The following is a 12,767-nucleotide window of genomic DNA, read 5'->3' as shown; positions in this document are numbered from 1 at the left end:
GACGCGGGCTGTAGCCTGAATCGTAACTGAAACTGCAGCCTGTTGCCATCCGGAGAGCCCATGAGCACGTTTCCCCCTGAACTGGCCGGCAAACTCATAGATGGCAAAGGTATTGCCCGGTCTCTGACAGACCGTATCGGCCGTGAAGTTTCCAGCTTTATCGAGCAGGGCAATGCCGTGCCGGGGCTGGCGGTTGTTCTGGTCGGCAACGATCCTGCATCTGAAGTCTATGTGAAGAACAAAGCCATTCAGACGCACCGTGCTGGCATGCGCTCCTTCATGCACATGCTGCCGCAAAGCACGAAGCAGGAAGAGCTTCTGGAGCTCCTTGCACAGCTGAACGCGAACCCGCAGATTCACGGTATTCTCGTCCAGCTTCCGTTGCCGCCCCAGATTGATCCGGTTGTCGTGACGAATGCGATCGCGCCGCATAAGGATGTTGACGGGCTGGGTGAAGTGAATGCCGGGCGCCTGTCTCTGGGCATTGACGGGCTAGTCCCCTGCACGCCGCTGGGATGTCTTATGCTGCTGCAATCTGTTCATAAGGACATGACGGGCAAGCACGCTGTGGTGATCGGGGCGTCCAGTCTGGTTGGAAAGCCCATGGCGCAGCTTCTATTGAAGCAGAACTGCACGGTCTCGGTCGCGCATATCCATACGCGGGACACACGAGCACTGGCACGTGAGGCAGACATTCTGGTTGTGGCAACCGGCAAGCACGGCCTTGTTCGTGGAGACTGGATCAAGCCGGGTGCTACCGTCATTGATGTTGGTATTACGCGCGTCCCGACGCCTGAAGGCCGGACACGACTTGTGGGAGATGTTGCTTTTGAGGAAGCGCTCCCCATTGCAGGCCATATTACGCCTGTTCCGGGTGGCGTTGGCCCAATGACCATTGCCTGCCTCCTGCACAATACGCTTCAGGCTGCGCGCGTTACGCAGGGGCAAAGCAAGGGTGAAGCCCTCTGATGCGTGTTTCTGTTGAACTGGTTCCCCGCTCGGAAGACGCGCTGTTTGATGATGTGGCGGTGGTACAGAAAGTGCTTCCGCAGGTCGGTCTTCTGAATATTCCGGACCTGATCCGTTTCGACTTGCGCAGTGACGATGCTGCTGCACAGGTTAACCGTCGGTCAGGCATGGATGTGATTCCGCATATTCGGGCGATTGATATTGCTCCGGGAGCACCTCTTCCGGGTGCAGATCGTCCAGAATTGAAATCCGTGCTTGTGGTGGCAGGCGATCCACTGCCTGCGGGAAGTGATCGAGTGTCCTACCCTAATACTTCTGCGGAAATCATTGCGCGGTATCGCAAGGAAGCGCCGCATCTGGATGTTTACGCGGTATTTGACCCTTACCGCCGGGCTCCCTGGCTGGAGCTGGAAGATATCGCCCGGAAGAAAGACGCCGGGGCCTGCGGTTTCTTCACTCAACCGCTGTTTGATCTGCACATGCTCCAGCTCTCCATGGACTGGTTGCGGGACGATACGGTGTTCTGGGGTGTTTCACCCGTCTTGGGCGAACGATCCCGCCGATACTGGGAGCGCGTTAACCATGTGGTGTTCCCCAAAGACTATGACGATACCCTTGAAGGGAACGTGCATCTTGCGCGCCAGATGCTGACACTGGTGCGCGAAAAGAACGACAATGCCTATCTTATGCCTCTGAAAGTTGATCTGGCATCTTATCTGGGCGGCCTAGGTGATATTATAACGGGGTAGGAACTAACGAGCGGAGATCATAGCCCGGATGCGCGTATGCCTTTTTCTCTTACCCCTTCTGGGAGGCGCGCTGGTTCCGGCCGCTCTTTCGGCCAAAACCCTCTCTGACCCGGCTCCGGTTTTTGCTCCGCTGACACTGCCTGATGCCCCGAACGTTTATCGTTCGGGCTCTGGTCTGCCCGGACCACAATACTGGCAGAACCGAACGGATTACGTCATCCGATCCCGCATCGACACGCAGGCGCATGTCCTGCATGGGGCCGAAACCGTCACATACAGTAACAACAGCCCGGAAACGCTAGACGTTCTGTGGGTTCAGTTGGAGCAAAACCTCTATCGCACAGACTCACGGGCCTCGTTCTGGGGTAAATTTCCATCGGGTGGTCATCATACTTCCGGCATGGAAATCGAGCGTGTTTCCATTGTGCAGGGCGGCCATGAAGTTGATGTCACGCCGCTCTTTACCGACACCCGGATGCAGCTTCGACTGCCCCGAGCCCTTGATGCTCATGGCGTCGCAGTCATTAAAATCGAGTGGCACTATACAATCCCGGGAGAATGGGGAGGTCGTACAGCTGTCACCCCGTCTCGCGAGGGCGAAATTTACGAGATTGCTCAATGGTACCCGCGCCTGAGCGTGTATGATGATCGTGCGGGATGGAACACTCTGCCCTATCTCGGGCAGGAGTTTTATCTGGAATATGGCAACTTCGATTACACCGTCACTGTTCCGTGGAACTTCACGGTCGTCGGGTCCGGGGCACTCCTGAATCCGGAGCAGGCCCTGACAACAACCGAGCGCGCGCGACTGGCTCAGGCGGCCCAGAGCGACAATCGCGTCATGATCCGGACCATTGATGACGTGACAGACCCCAAAAGCCATCTCAGGCAGTCTGGGGAAGTGTCCTGGCATTACGTTATGCGCAATAGCCGCGACGTGGCCTTTACGGCATCGCCTGCGTTCCTGTGGGATGCTGCTCGTATTAACCTGCCGCCGGTTGCGCCCTGGGCCAATTATCGTCCGGTTCCGCGGCTGGCGATGTCCGTTTATCCCCGCGAAGGCATTGGCCCGCATGGATGGGACCGCTCAACGGAATACGTCAAACACGCCATCGAGTATTTTTCGTCTCAGTGGTACGAATATCCATGGCCAAATGCCGTTAATCTGGGCGGGCACGGAGCCGGAATGGAATATCCGGGTATCGTGTTTGACGGCATGAGTGACCGGGACCCGGAGCTCTTCTGGATCACGACGCATGAGTTGGGCCATGACTGGTTCCCGATGATTGTGGGTTCTGATGAGCGGCGTAATCCGTTCATGGATGAAGGGTTCAATACCTTTATCGATGCGTATGCGTCAGATCATTTTCACAACGGGGAATTCGCGCCAAAGCGCGACCCGGAATTTGCTCCGAAAACTGGCAATCCCGCACAGGATATCGTTCCTGTCCTGACGGATTCAAAAGCGCCAAACCTAATGGCGGGAGCCGACGAGGTCTCCGAAACTTACCGCCATAGCGTTGTCTATTTCAAAGGAGCTTACGGGCTGAAGCTTCTGCGAGAGCAGATTCTCGGGCCTGTGCGTTTTGACGCTGCCTTCCATCGCTATATTGCCGTCTGGGCTTTTCATCACCCATCGCCCTCGGATTTTTTCCGCTTGATGAGCAGCGAAGCCGGTGAGGATCTCTCATGGTTCTGGCGCGGATGGTATTTCTCTAACGCAGCGCCCGATTACGCTGTTGGAGCCGTGGAGCAGAAAGGAACAGACCCTGTGTCTGTACAGGTTCTGAACTACGGCACCCTGCCTCTTCCTGTTGTTCTGCGCGTCGAATATCAGGACGGAACAACGCTGGACCGCCGTATCCCGACGGAAGCCTGGCGGCAGACCAGCGATTTGAAGGTCACGTTTGAAGCCCATGGTCCGGTGAAGGCCGTAACGCTTGATCCGGACCATGTCATTCCGGACATTGACCGCAGCGATAACCGTAAATGACACGCCACCATTCCTGACATGCAATGTGTGTCAGGAATGGAAAAACTCCCATGTCCTGAAGGGCGTGGGAGGAGTAGTTTTCACCCAACCATTTGAATAGCTGCGCGAGTTTCGTTTGATGCTGCGGGCCCCGCATATGGGGAAGGGGCAGCAGAAGCTGACAGACCTGCAATCATGTCCATATTGATATCAATGAGAGCCTGAAGGGATGTATCCGAGTTCAGCGCAACATTGGCGTAACGCATGGACCAGGTTCCAACGGTCGTCAGGTCTTTGCGCAGAATTGCATCCAAAGGGCAGTCCGTCCGCTGGACCCCCTGCATCAGAATGCCCCAGAGTTTGAGATTGGCAGACAATGCAGCCTGCCGATCTGAGCGTGTTTTTGCGGCCGAAAGCAGCCCATTAACGTGTCTGAACGCCATGGCTTCCACTTCTCGTGGCGGAAGATAGGTGCCGGACTGGTTCTGGTATTGTGACATGCCATAGGTCACGGACATGATGCTCCTTTACAAAAGGACTGTTTCAAAAGGCTCCCGGGAAACGGGAAACTTTTGGAACAGTTCAGGAAAGGGCGCTGGCTTTCACCAGCGCCCCGCCGACATCAACCGCGGAAGAGCGACATGATGTTGGAAGACTGCGAATTCGCAATCGAGAGCGACTGAATGGCCAGTTGCTGCTTCGTTTGCAGGGACGTAAGCTTGGCGCTTTCTGCTGCAAGATCAGCATCCGTCAGAGCGCCCACGCCCGTCGTCAGAGCGTCAGACAGCGTGCTGTTGGACGTCTGAAGCTGTGTAACGGTATTGGAAGCCACACCAATGCTGGAAGAAATGCGGCTCATCTTGTTGATGGCGCCCGTGACAGCAAGCTGTACGACATTCGTGCCAGTGGTGGAGGCAATCGAGACAGGCTTCTGAATGCTGGCACCAACAATGCCATCACCTAGTGTCAATGTTGTGCCCTGAGCCACGCCAGTCAGCTTGCCGCTTGAGTTTGTCAGGCCCGTGGCCGTTGCCAGCGAGGCTGTGTAGCTGGCTTCTGTTCCATCTGTTGATGTGACAGCATCGAATTTGGTTGTCTGGTTCGTCGTTGTGTTTGTAACGGTGTAAGAACCAGCGGACCCAGTGACAGTATAACCCGCCGTTGCAGTGGTAGCAGAATTTAGGGTGCCATCGGCGCCGATGCTGATCTTGTGATCGCTATCCGTTGCGCCAAGAATTGCGTTGATGCTGTCGGTCATTGCCGAAGCCGCATTATCAGACAGCGGGCTGCCAGCACTTGCCACATAATTGGTGACGTTCCCGGTGCTGTCGGTAGCGGTAAGCGCTGTATGACCGTCAACATATGCTGCAGAAGACGGAACTGACAGGGTCGTCGTTGCTGCGCTGCCGTTGGAGAGGTTGACGCTGGAAGAATCCAGATTGCCACCAGCGACGGTCAGCGTACCATCGTTTTCCAGTTCTGCGCCAAATCCGGCATTTCCAATGGCTGTGACAAGCGTGGAAAGTTGATCGGCCTTCGTGTTCGTCGCGGAATCCGTGCGTGCACCGCTGATGTTGACGTCCACGATATTGGTCATGGCTTTTGCATTACCATTCGCATCGAGGTCCGCAGCCTTTGTGACGCTGTAGGCCATGTTGCCACTGGCGTCAGCTTTGGCAGAAATGGAGTCCCCGTTTTTGAGCGTATAGACTGTTGTGCCGTCGGACTGACTCTTCGACGTGGCGCCATCAATGCTCAGAGCGCCGTTGGACCCAACAGTCACGGTCGCTGCCGTCGTCAGTGCATTGGAAATCGCCGATCCAACTGCTGAGGATGCCCCCTTTGCTGAGGAACCCGGCTGAGAATCCATTACAAAAGACGTCGTGATGGCCGGGTTGGCAGCAGTTGCGCTGGAAGCGCTTGCCGCAGACAGGTTCTTCAGTGTCAGGCTCGTCGCAGTGGTGCTGTTGCCGGTGCCCGTGATGCTCATGGCCGTGGCATCAATTGTTGCGCCCTTCATGTCTGTGCTCAGACCTTGCAAGCCCAGACCTGTCGAGGTGGCATCAGCGCCATTCAGCGTGAAGAGGTTTCCATTGATGTCCTGAGCAGCAGAAATCTGCGTGTACTTCACACTGCTGCTGGTTGAACCGGATAGCAGGTTCACACCCTGGAAGGTCGAGTTCGAAGTCGCCACATCAACCTGGGACAGGTAGCTGCTCAGCTGGGTGTTCAGCGTATCCTGATTTTCACCGTTATTGGCAGCGTTCGTCACGGTCTCGGAGATGTTGCTCAGGACGGTCGAGATAGACCCGGCCTGCGAAGAGGCCGTGCTGAGAACCTGCCCCGCGAACTGAAGACCTGTCGAGACACCGGACAGGGCCGAAATCTGGGAATTCATTGTCTGGGAAATGGCGTAAATGGCCGGGCTGTCAGAGGCGGAGCTGACGCTCTTGCCCGTGGACACGGCGTTCTGCGTCTTGCTCAGCTGGTCCGTCGTCTGGTTCAGAACCTGAAGAGCCGACATGGCGGCTGTATTTGTATTGATTGACATGGACATCGAGACATTCTCCGTCGGTGCAGTTTTGCTCCTTCACGATAGGCCTCGAATGGTTAAGGGAACCTGAATCTTCATCTTTAAAAAACGGTGACAGGGTTTGACAGGAAAGAGGCAAACAACCGGTAAATTTTAAGCAGTTCTTGCATTTTATAGGCAGGAACGAAATAAGAACAATGCATGAAGAAATCTCTGTCTGAACGTCTTGCGATTCTGTCCGATGCGGCAAAGTATGATGCGTCCTGCGCATCCAGTGGATCGACGCGCCGCGACTCAGCCAAAACGGGCGGTCTGGGTTCCACGACCGGGAATGGCATCTGTCATGCCTATACGCCGGATGGGCGTTGCATCTCGCTGCTCAAGATCCTGCTGACCAATTTCTGCGTTTATGACTGTGCCTATTGTATCAACCGCTCGTCCTCGAATGTTGAGCGGGCGAAGTTCACGCCTGATGAAGTGATCTGGCTGACGCTGGAGTTCTACCGTCGGAACTGCATTGAGGGGCTTTTCCTGTCGTCGGGGATTATCCGGTCCTCCGATCATACGATGGAGCAGCTTGTACAGGTCGCGCGGGACCTGCGGCTCAAGCATGGTTTCCGCGGATATATCCATCTCAAGACAATTCCGGATGCGTCTCCCAAATTGCTGGAGGAAGCTGGGCTTTATGCGGATCGCTTATCGATCAACGTCGAGATGCCAACAGAAACGGGCCTGAAGGATTACGCGCCGGAGAAGGATGCCGGAAATATCCGTCGCGCGATGGGGGACATGCGTCTCAAGATTGATGCGGCCAAAGAGAAGACACATACGGGCAGACGGGCAGGGCGCTTTTCACCGGGCGGCCAAAGCACACAAATGATCATCGGGGCAGATGCCGCGACGGATCAGGATGTTCTGGCCAGTAGCTCAGGCCTTTACGGGTCTTACGGCCTTCGTCGCGTTTACTATTCAGCCTTCAGCCCCATTCCGGATGCTTCAGCGATCCTGCCTGTGCGTAGCCCACCGTTACAGCGGGAGCACCGGCTGTATCAGGCGGACTGGCTGTTCCGGTTCTATGGTTTTGATTTTGGCGAACTGACAGCATCACGGCCCCATGGAATGCTGGATCTGGAGATTGATCCCAAGCTGGCCTGGGCTTTGGATAACCGCGCGCAGTTTCCTGTGGACCTGAATCTGGCCTCCAAAGAAATGCTGCTAAGGGTTCCCGGGCTTGGGGTTCGGACCGTTGCCGCGCTGCTGTCTGCGCGAAAGCACACGACAATCCGTCTGGAAGATCTGGCGCGGCTGAACGTGTCCATCAAAAAGGTGCGGCCGTTCGTCAAAGCATCCGGATGGAGTCCCGCACGTCTGACGGATCGTCAGGATTTGCGCACTCTTTTTCTGCCGGCTCCACAGCAGATGCGGCTTCTGTAAATGCCGGTGACCGTCAGGCTCGCGGATACCAGCGCGTTTGAAGGCTGGCGCGAAAAGGCCAGAATGGCGCTTCAGCGTGACATTCCTCCAGACCAGATCCTCTGGCGCTATCCTGAGGCCGATCTGGATCTTTTTCACGCGGCTGAAAATCAGACGTTTGAGGGTGAAGTCGTGCGGGATGTTCGCCTCAAAGCATCGAGCCTGCCCCTTTTGAAAGATGTTCTCTGCCACTCCAGCGCCGATCGGTTCGCATTAGCTTACCGGCTGCTCTGGCGTCTTCAGAGTGATCCGAACCTGTTGTCGGTGGTGACAGATCAGGATGTGGCGCAGGCGCGTCGCATGGTGCATCAGGTGCGCCGGGCGGCCCATAAAATGACGGCTTTTGTGCGCTTCCGGGAGCAGGGAACGTCTGAGACGGGTCGGCGGCGTTTTCTTTCCTGGTTTGAGCCGGACCATCATGTGCTGGAAAAAGTCTCTTCTTTTTTCGCGGGCCGTTTCGCAGATATGGACTGGATGATCCTGACGCCGCGCGGCTCTCTGCGATGGGATGGCGAGACGGTACATTGCTCTTTCGAGCCCTGTGAAAAGCAGGTGCTTGATGATGACGTGGATCAGCTCTGGCAGACCTATTACGCCTCGACTTTCAATCCTGCCCGTGTCCGGACGAAAGCGATGCGCAATGAAATGCCGCAGCGTTACTGGCATAACCTGCCAGAGGCGAACCTGATTCCCCATCTGGTGGCTCAGGCGGAAAAACGCGTGGCTGAAATGGCAGCGCAGGAGGCTCTTCCCGCGCCTAAATTTCATCAGGCTCTGCAGATTCGCCAGAAAGCCGCTCCGGCTGCAGTGCCAACAGCAGGCAGTTGGGCAGATCTGAAACAGCAAATTCGCACTTGTCAGGCCTGCTCGCTTCACTGTCATGCGACGCAGGCGGTCCTTGGGGAGGGGCCTGAGACGGCAAAAATCATGCTGGTCGGTGAGCAGCCGGGCGATCAGGAAGATCTGGCTGGGCGTCCTTTTGTCGGTCCTGCAGGCTCTCTTTTAAAGGAGTGTATGGCGGAGGCGGGCGTTGAACCCCAGGCCCTCTACATGACGAATGCTGTAAAGCATTTCCGGTTCACCACGCGTGGCAGACGGCGCATTCACCAGACGCCTGGCGCTGAGCATGTTCAGGCGTGTCAGCCCTGGCTGCGGCAGGAAATAGCCTTGGTTCGGCCGCAGCTTGTCGTGACGCTTGGGGCGACAGCATTGCGCGCAGTTGCGGGGCCTACGGCTCAATTGAAAGACTTTCGGGGGCTGATGCGTGAGGACGCGCAAGGCGGACACCGTCATCTGAGCCTCGCTCATCCATCATGGATTCTGCGTCTGGGACCAACCGAGCAGGCCGAGCAGGAACGTCAGCGCCTGATTGAAGGTCTGAGAAAGATGCAGACCGCCCTTTAAGGGTAACATTCTGCTCAGGCGTTGCGTGGAGACCCTTTCAGGATAAGAAAATTTCGTCTCACGGATGAGCGCGCGCAAGGAAAAATCTTCCCGGCCTGAAAGGAAACGCATCAGTTTTTTCCGGCTTGAAGACGGCCATACAATATGTCATGGATGACCGAACCGATCGGTCAATCGGCCTTTTCATGAGGCCATTTCATTCAGCCGGTCACTTCGGACAGACCCGTTTAAAGCGAGAGAGACGATATGGCGCAGGGCGACCAAGCGCAGGCCGAACAGCAGTCCGGAGCGTCCGGAAAACCGCAGAAAAAGCGCAATCCCCTTGTACGGGTGCTCTTGATCTGTCTGGTTGTTCTGGTGCTGGTAGGGATTGGTTCATACCTCTTCCTGACCCGCAATAACATCGAGACGGACGACGCCTATACGGCCGGTCGCAAGATCGCCATTGCGCCGCACGTGAACGGGTATGTGACGCAGCTGCTGGTGAACGATAACCAGTATGTGCATCGCGGTGATCTTCTGCTGACCATTGATGACCGCGACTACGCGGCATCCCTTCACAAGGCACAGGCGTCAATCCAGCAGGCACAGGCCAACATGCAGGCCTATCAGCTGATGGTTGAAGTGGCGCACAAGAACTTCCCGGGGCAGCTCGTAACGGCTCAGGGCAGTCTTTCTGCCGCTCAGGCTCAGCTGACGAAGGCTGAAGCAGATTACAAGCGCCAGCGCAGTGTTTCACGTGCCGCAACGTCCCAGCAGGACATTGACTACGCTCGTGCAGCTCTTGAAGAAGCCAGAGCCCGTGTCATGCAGGCGCAGGGTCAGTTGACGCAGGCTGAGCCGGTAAAGGCCAATGTCGCGAATGCGGATGCCCGCGTCTCGCAGGAAGAAGCCAATCTGAAGTCTGCCCAGGCATCCCTGGAACAGGCTGAGCTCAACATGGAATGGACGCAGGTTCGCGCCCCCCATGATGGTTGGGTGTCCCAGCGTAGTGTCGAGCGTGGCAACTTCGTCCAGACCGGCCAGCAGATGTTCACGATCGTCCAGCCAGAAGTCTGGGTTGTGGCCAACTACAAGGAAACACAGCTGACCCACATGCGTCCGGGTCAGAAAGTGGACATCGAAGTTGACGCGTACCCACAGCTTAAGCTGCAGGGCCACGTGGATTCCATTCAGCTTGGCTCGGGTGAATCCTTCAGCACCTTCCCGCCAGAAAATGCGACAGGCAACTTCGTGAAAACGGTGCAGCGTATTCCGGTGAAGATCCTGATCGACAGCGGTCTTGATCCGCAGCTGCCACTCGCTCTTGGTCTTTCCGTCGTTCCTACGGTCTACGTGAAATGAGCGATACTGCCGGGCATCAGGACTGGAAACCCAGTCATAATCCGTGGGTTGTGGCCATTACGGTCACGCTGGCGGCCTTCATGGAGGTGCTGGACACCACCATCGTCAACGTGGCGCTACCGCATATCGCGGGATCGCTCGGCAGTTCCTATGACGATGCCACCTGGGCGCTGACGTCCTATCTGGTGGCAAACGGTATCGTTCTGACGATTTCCGGCTGGCTCTCACGCCTGTTCGGGCGTAAGCGCTACTTCCTCATCTGTATTGCGATGTTCACCGTCTCGTCCTTCCTGTGCGGTCTGGCGACATCGCTGCCCATGCTGGTGGTCTTCCGACTGATGCAGGGCTTCTTCGGTGGTGGCCTGCAACCCAGTCAGCAGTCCATCATCCTTGATACCTTCCCGCCCGAAAAACGTGGTGCCGCCTTTGGCATGACCGCGATTGCGACCATCGTTGGCCCGGTTCTCGGTCCGATGCTGGGTGGCTATCTGACGGACAACTTCTCCTGGCGCTGGATTTTCTTCGTCAACGTTCCCTTTGGTATCCTGACGGTCATGGCCGTAACGGCTTTCGTTGAGGATCCGCCATGGGAGCGGAAGAAGCGTGAGAAGGTGGATGTGATCGGCATCAGTCTCATTACGCTGGGGCTGGGCTGTCTTGAGGTCATGGTCGACCGTGGTGAAGATGATGACTGGTTCGGCTCGAACTTCATCATCACCATGGCTGTTCTGGGCGTGATCGGTGTGCTCGGTGCGATCGTCTGGCTCTGCTATGCCAAGGACCCGCTGGTGAAGTTGACGGTTTTGAAGGACCGCAACTTCGCAACCGGCATGTTCCTGATCTCCATGGTGGGGGCGACCCTTTACTCGTCCGCCATCATCGTTCCGCAGTTTGCGCAGCAGGTTCTGGGTTATACGGCAACGACGTCTGGCCTTCTTCTGGCACCAGGTGGTGTGGCCATCATCATTCTCATCCCGTTCGTCGGGCGTCTGATGAAGGTCATCCAGTTGCGGTATCTGATCGCATTTGGCTTCTTCTTCATGGGCATGGCGATGTTCCAGGCTGCCAACCTGTATGCCGGAATCGATTTCAAGCATCTGGTCTTTTACCGCATCACCCAGACTGCTTCGCTCGCATTCCTCTTTGTGCCGATTTCCACGATTGCGTATTCGACGCTGCCACGTGAGCTGAATTCCGACGCATCAGCCCTGTTCAGTATGGCGCGAAACTATGTGGGCTCGATGGCCATTTCCCTGGCCACGGCAGCCATCATTGAAACGCGCCAACGGCACCAGAACTACGTGACCGATAACATGACGCCGGGGCGGCAGGAGTTCACCAACTATATCAATCATGCGCAGACCGTTGGTGAAGCGCATGGCCTGACGCCTGCGGCCGCGCATACGTTTGCGATCCATCGTCTGTTCATGGACTTCACGTCCCAGATCTCGATGCTGGCCTACAACGAGGTGTTTCGCTGGATTGGCGTTATCGCGATGTTCGTGGTCCCGCTCTGCTTCCTGCTGTCACCGAACAGCACGAAGAAGACGAAGCCGGCGGGAGGTCACTGATGATGCGGGCCGTAGATCTTCATGAAGGAATCGGCCGTAATGTTGGCCAGTCGGCTGATGGCTTCCGGGCTGTCATCGACGGGCAGCATGAGCCGGCGGCGATGCACGATACGGGCCTGGCACAGGATCATAAGCTGTTCGGCAGCGAAATCCGGGTCTTCGATCTGGAGCTCACCCGCATCCCTGCGGCGACGCAGCCAGTCGGAGAGGTTGTTCAGGGTGCGCCCAAAACCGTAGCGCCAGAAGGCGTCAGCAAGGTTCGGGAATTTCCCCGCTTCGCCAACGATGATGCGATACAGGTCCATGGACGTCGAGTGGAGCATCATTTTGATGGCAGTTTCCGTCAGGCGGCGCAGACTCGTATGAACGTCCGGCCCATCCTCTCGGGAAATGGCCTCAATAGCCGCCAGTTTGGTTTTGCTGCGTTCTTCGAAGAACGCGGAGAAGAGCGACGCCTTACCATCGAAATGATTGTAAAGCGTGCCCTTCGAAACACCGGCCTCCCGCGCAATCTGCGACATGGATGCACCTTCATAACCGCTTGCGAGAAAGACCTTTTCCGCTCCCTGCAGAATCTGCTCGCGCTTGGCGCGCATCTGGCACAGAGATGCGCTGGCCTCGTCAGGCATACTCTCGGGGCGGTCAGTCGGCGTGCTGGTCATGAGTGGGCAAGGTCCTTTTCCGGAAAAAATACCATCTCCAACATGCTGACCGAACTGGTCGGTCACCGCAAGATCATTTCCGTTTCAGGA

General features: G+C 56.6%; 10 protein-coding genes. 7 read left to right on the top strand and 3 right to left on the bottom strand.

The window, feature by feature from the left end; genetic code table 11:
- Positions 1-60 precede the first annotated feature (60 nt).
- From folD to R5H23_RS09360, 3 genes are read left to right on the top strand one after another with little or no spacing between them, the layout of a single operon-like run.
- The gene (folD, locus tag R5H23_RS09370) at positions 61-969 is read left to right on the top strand and encodes a bifunctional methylenetetrahydrofolate dehydrogenase/methenyltetrahydrofolate cyclohydrolase FolD (protein ID WP_086633491.1); all 909 of its coding nucleotides are present in this window, start codon (positions 61-63) and stop codon (positions 967-969) included.
- Positions 969-1,718 carry a methylenetetrahydrofolate reductase gene (locus R5H23_RS09365; protein ID WP_317215226.1) on the top strand — a complete coding sequence of 250 codons (750 nt, stop codon included), beginning with the start codon at positions 969-971 and terminating at the stop codon, positions 1,716-1,718. The genes folD and R5H23_RS09365 overlap by 1 nt, the downstream gene beginning before the upstream one ends.
- 28 nt (positions 1,719-1,746) lie before the next feature.
- The gene (locus tag R5H23_RS09360) at positions 1,747-3,711 is read left to right on the top strand and encodes a M1 family metallopeptidase (RefSeq protein ID WP_317215224.1); all 1,965 of its coding nucleotides are present in this window, start codon (positions 1,747-1,749) and stop codon (positions 3,709-3,711) included.
- A gap of 80 nt (positions 3,712-3,791) precedes the next feature.
- On the opposite strand, the gene R5H23_RS09355 is transcribed toward R5H23_RS09360, so the two are convergent.
- A complete protein-coding gene (locus R5H23_RS09355) occupies positions 3,792-4,208 on the bottom strand; it encodes a flagellar biosynthesis regulator FlaF (protein WP_317215223.1) in 417 nt (138 codons plus the stop codon).
- Positions 4,209-4,312: 104 nt separating this feature from the next.
- A complete protein-coding gene (locus R5H23_RS09350) occupies positions 4,313-6,247 on the bottom strand; it encodes a flagellin (RefSeq protein ID WP_317215222.1) in 1,935 nt (644 codons plus the stop codon).
- 177 nt (positions 6,248-6,424) lie between these two features.
- On the opposite strand from R5H23_RS09350, the gene R5H23_RS09345 reads away from it, so the two are divergent.
- The 4 genes from R5H23_RS09345 to R5H23_RS09330 all read left to right on the top strand — a co-directional run bounded on the left by R5H23_RS09345 (position 6,425) and on the right by R5H23_RS09330 (position 12,015).
- A complete protein-coding gene (locus R5H23_RS09345; protein WP_317215221.1) occupies positions 6,425-7,657 on the top strand; it encodes a putative DNA modification/repair radical SAM protein in 1,233 nt (410 codons plus the stop codon).
- Positions 7,658-9,100, top strand: a complete 1,443-nt coding sequence (locus R5H23_RS09340) for a UdgX family uracil-DNA binding protein (protein WP_317215220.1) — start codon at positions 7,658-7,660, stop codon at positions 9,098-9,100.
- A gap of 246 nt (positions 9,101-9,346) precedes the next feature.
- On the top strand, positions 9,347-10,444 hold the full coding sequence (locus R5H23_RS09335; RefSeq protein ID WP_046900655.1) for an HlyD family secretion protein: 1,098 nt from the start codon (positions 9,347-9,349) through the stop codon (positions 10,442-10,444).
- Positions 10,441-12,015, top strand: a complete 1,575-nt coding sequence (locus tag R5H23_RS09330) for a DHA2 family efflux MFS transporter permease subunit (protein ID WP_099211640.1) — start codon at positions 10,441-10,443, stop codon at positions 12,013-12,015. Before R5H23_RS09335 ends, R5H23_RS09330 begins: the two co-directional genes overlap by 4 nt.
- On the opposite strand, the gene R5H23_RS09325 is transcribed toward R5H23_RS09330, so the two are convergent.
- Positions 12,009-12,677: a TetR/AcrR family transcriptional regulator gene (locus R5H23_RS09325; protein ID WP_099211990.1), complete on the bottom strand. Its 669-nt coding sequence runs from the start codon at positions 12,675-12,677 to the stop codon at positions 12,009-12,011. The genes R5H23_RS09330 and R5H23_RS09325 overlap by 7 nt on opposite strands.
- Positions 12,678-12,767: the final 90 nt, after the last annotated feature.

It is taken from the genome of Gluconobacter sp. GP1 (assembly GCF_032913585.1).
Lineage (GTDB): Bacteria > Pseudomonadota > Alphaproteobacteria > Acetobacterales > Acetobacteraceae > Gluconobacter > Gluconobacter cerinus.
This window is presented reverse-complemented; position numbering and strand designations above follow the sequence as displayed.

Bases quoted from the DNA above. Each gene is read 5' to 3' on its own strand.
- folD (WP_086633491.1), top strand. From the start codon at position 61: ATGAGCACGTTTCCCCCTGAACTGGCCGGCAAACTCATAGATGGCAAA.
- R5H23_RS09365 (WP_317215226.1), top strand. From the start codon at position 969: ATGCGTGTTTCTGTTGAACTGGTTCCCCGCTCGGAAGACGCGCTGTTT.
- R5H23_RS09360 (WP_317215224.1), top strand. From the start codon at position 1,747: ATGCGCGTATGCCTTTTTCTCTTACCCCTTCTGGGAGGCGCGCTGGTT.
- R5H23_RS09355 (WP_317215223.1), bottom strand. From the start codon at position 4,208: ATGTCCGTGACCTATGGCATGTCACAATACCAGAACCAGTCCGGCACC.
- R5H23_RS09350 (WP_317215222.1), bottom strand. From the start codon at position 6,247: ATGTCCATGTCAATCAATACAAATACAGCCGCCATGTCGGCTCTTCAG.
- R5H23_RS09345 (WP_317215221.1), top strand. From the start codon at position 6,425: ATGAAGAAATCTCTGTCTGAACGTCTTGCGATTCTGTCCGATGCGGCA.
- R5H23_RS09340 (WP_317215220.1), top strand. From the start codon at position 7,658: ATGCCGGTGACCGTCAGGCTCGCGGATACCAGCGCGTTTGAAGGCTGG.
- R5H23_RS09335 (WP_046900655.1), top strand. From the start codon at position 9,347: ATGGCGCAGGGCGACCAAGCGCAGGCCGAACAGCAGTCCGGAGCGTCC.
- R5H23_RS09330 (WP_099211640.1), top strand. From the start codon at position 10,441: ATGAGCGATACTGCCGGGCATCAGGACTGGAAACCCAGTCATAATCCG.
- R5H23_RS09325 (WP_099211990.1), bottom strand. From the start codon at position 12,677: ATGACCAGCACGCCGACTGACCGCCCCGAGAGTATGCCTGACGAGGCC.